Raw genomic sequence first — 2,408 nt, 5'->3', positions numbered from 1 at the left:
GAGCCGGCACAGTCCTACGCCGCGTCCGCTACCGCCCCGCGGAGCCTCCAGCCCCCGCCAAGGCCGTCCCTGATGATCTCCATGGTGGTCAGCGCCGATCCGGCGTTCCTGCCCAGCCTCGCCTGGACCTGCCACACCTCGACGTCCACCCGGCTGAGCCCTTTCGGCATCCGGCGCTCCGCCTCCCACCAGCTCACCCGCTCAAACCAGCGCACCGGCTCGGCCCCGACCACCCACTCGCGGCCGGCCCGGACAACTGCAGCCGGGCGCCCGTCCGGGCCGGTTTTCACCATCACATGTTCCATGCCCGTGACACTAGGGCCGGGCACCGACATTCTGCCGAGCCAAGCAAAAAACCCCGGCAGTATGTCTTGGCAGACGCCTCGCGCTACCAGGCATTGACGGATTCAAATTCCGTCTGGTGCTGCTCCTTGCAGTAAGGGACCCCTGCGTCCGGAACAGGAACCCCACACAGGCGGCATTTCGGCACCCAAAAGTTGGCAAAAAAAGATCGCAGACCAAACAACATATCCCCCAATAAATAAGATAACAATACCATTTAGGTCGCTGGGGGAATAAGGGTGGAAAGCAAAAAACCCCGCCCGGCAAGCGTTTCAGCCTGCCGTGACGGGGTTTTTCTTGGTGGGTCCTACCGGGATCGAACCGATGACATCCACGGTGTAAACGTGGCGCTCTACCAGCTGAGCTAAAGACCCAAAACGTTGTTTCCACACCGCAAGTGCGTCAACCAACGAACAATGACTCTACCCGAATCCTGGCGCGAAACACTAATCGGCGGCGGGGGCGGGGAACCTCAAACCGCGGGCAGCTCCGCCGCGAGCCAGGTCAGGGATTCGCTGACGCCGGCCTCCAGCTTGATGGTGGCCAGGTCATCGCCCCGGGTCTGCCCCCGGTTGATGATCACCACGGCTTTGCCCTGCTTGGCCGCGTGCCGGACGAACCGCAGCCCGCTCATCACGGTCAGCGACGATCCCGCCACCAGCAGAGCCTCCGCGGCGTCCACCATGGCGTAGGAGCGCTCCACGCGGTCCTTCGGAACGTTCTCGCCGAAATAGACAAAATCGGGTTTCAGCGTTCCGCAGCAGGCCGGGCAATTCGCGACGACGAAGCCGGCAATCAGTTCCGAATCCTCCACTGTGGCGTCGGCGTCCGGCGCCATTTCCACGACGCCGGCGGCCAGCGCGTCGGCCAGGAAGGTGGGGTTGAGCTCCTCAAGGACCCCGGCGAGCAGTGAGCGGGTGTAGCGCCGGTGGCAGGCCAGGCAGATCACGCGGTCGAAGCGGCCGTGAAGATCCACCACATTTTCGCTCCCGGCGTCCTCATGCAGCCGGTCCACGTTCTGCGTGATGAGGCCCGTAATCAGCCCGCGCCGCTCCAGGCGTGCGGCAGCAACATGACCGTCGTTGGGGCCGGCGCGGCGCAGGTGCGACCAGCCGATATGGTTCCGCGCCCAGTAGCGGCGCCGGTTCTCCGTGTCGCCGATGAATTCCTGGTAGGTCATGGGCGCCCTCGGGGCAGCGCCCGGGCCGCGGTAATCGGGGATCCCCGAATCCGTGCTGAGGCCCGCACCGGTTAGCAGCGCAAAGCGCTTTCCCGCCAGGACGCCGTGGATGTCCTGCAGGACTTCCAGGTCGCTGCGGGCGGGTTCGACGGCGGTCACCGGCGGCAGGCTGGCGAATCCCGTCATGCCAATACCCGGCCGCCGCTGCCTCATGCTTCCTGCCCCTGCCGTCAGTTTCCCTCGAGGGCCGCCAGGGCCGCCCGGTATTCCGCAAAGTCCCGGGCCTGGCCCCGCGGGTTGACCACGACGTACCGGATAATTCCCGATGCATCGATGATGAAGGTGCCGCGTTGGGCCATGCCGCTCTTGGCGTCAAACACGCCGTACCGGTGGGCCACGTCGCCGTGCGGCCAGAAGTCGGCCAGCAGGTCGAATTCGTAACCTTCCTTTTCCGCATAGGCGCGCTGGGTGAACTTGCTGTCCACCGACACCCCGAGCACGGCCGCGCCGGCGTCGTCAAGGAGCGCCAGGTTGTCGCGGATCTCGCAGAGTTCGCCGGTGCAGATGCCGGAGAAGGCGAAGGGGAAAAAGACCAGCACCACAGTGCGACCGCGCAGTCCGGAAAGCCGGACCGGTTCGCCGAACTGGTTGACCAGCTCAAAGTCCGGGGCGGCCTGGCCGACAGCCGGGGCGTCGGGAGCCACGACCGCAGCTTCCGTGGAGCTACGGGTCACTTGTTCTTCCGCGTGACCAGCCGGGTTGCGCTCCAGTCGCGGGAGACCCCGGCGGAGGTGGTGCAGTGCAGTCCGGCGGTGGGGGCCGCATCCTGGATATCCGACGGGGAAACGTAACCCTCGCGGCCGTTCTTCGGGGTGAGTACCCAGAC

General features: G+C 65.8%; 4 protein-coding genes and 1 tRNA gene. All 5 read right to left on the bottom strand.

The window, feature by feature from the left end; translation table 11 throughout:
• Nucleotides 1-14: 14 nt before the first annotated feature.
• Entirely contained in the window at nt 15-293 is a 279-nt protein-coding gene (locus AC1DHD_RS15590) for a hypothetical protein (protein WP_476880582.1), read from the bottom strand.
• Between the two features lie 347 nt (nt 294-640).
• Nucleotides 641-716 (bottom strand) — tRNA-Val (locus AC1DHD_RS15585).
• A 98-nt stretch (nt 717-814) separates the two neighbouring features.
• Nucleotides 815-1,735, bottom strand: coding sequence for an NAD-dependent protein deacetylase (locus AC1DHD_RS15580; protein WP_476880581.1), 921 nt, complete (start codon nt 1,733-1,735; stop codon nt 815-817).
• 17 nt (nt 1,736-1,752) lie between these two features.
• Entirely contained in the window at nt 1,753-2,226 is a 474-nt protein-coding gene (locus AC1DHD_RS15575; RefSeq protein ID WP_476880580.1) for a peroxiredoxin, read from the bottom strand.
• Nucleotides 2,227-2,252: 26 nt separating this feature from the next.
• The coding region (locus tag AC1DHD_RS15570; protein WP_476880583.1) for a DUF3052 family protein at nt 2,253-2,408 on the bottom strand (156 nt) is incomplete at its 5' end.

The sequence above is a fragment of the Arthrobacter sp. 05L45_2 genome (assembly GCF_056397525.1).
Note: the sequence above shows the minus strand (reverse complement) of the source record. Positions and strands in the feature narration are given on the sequence as shown.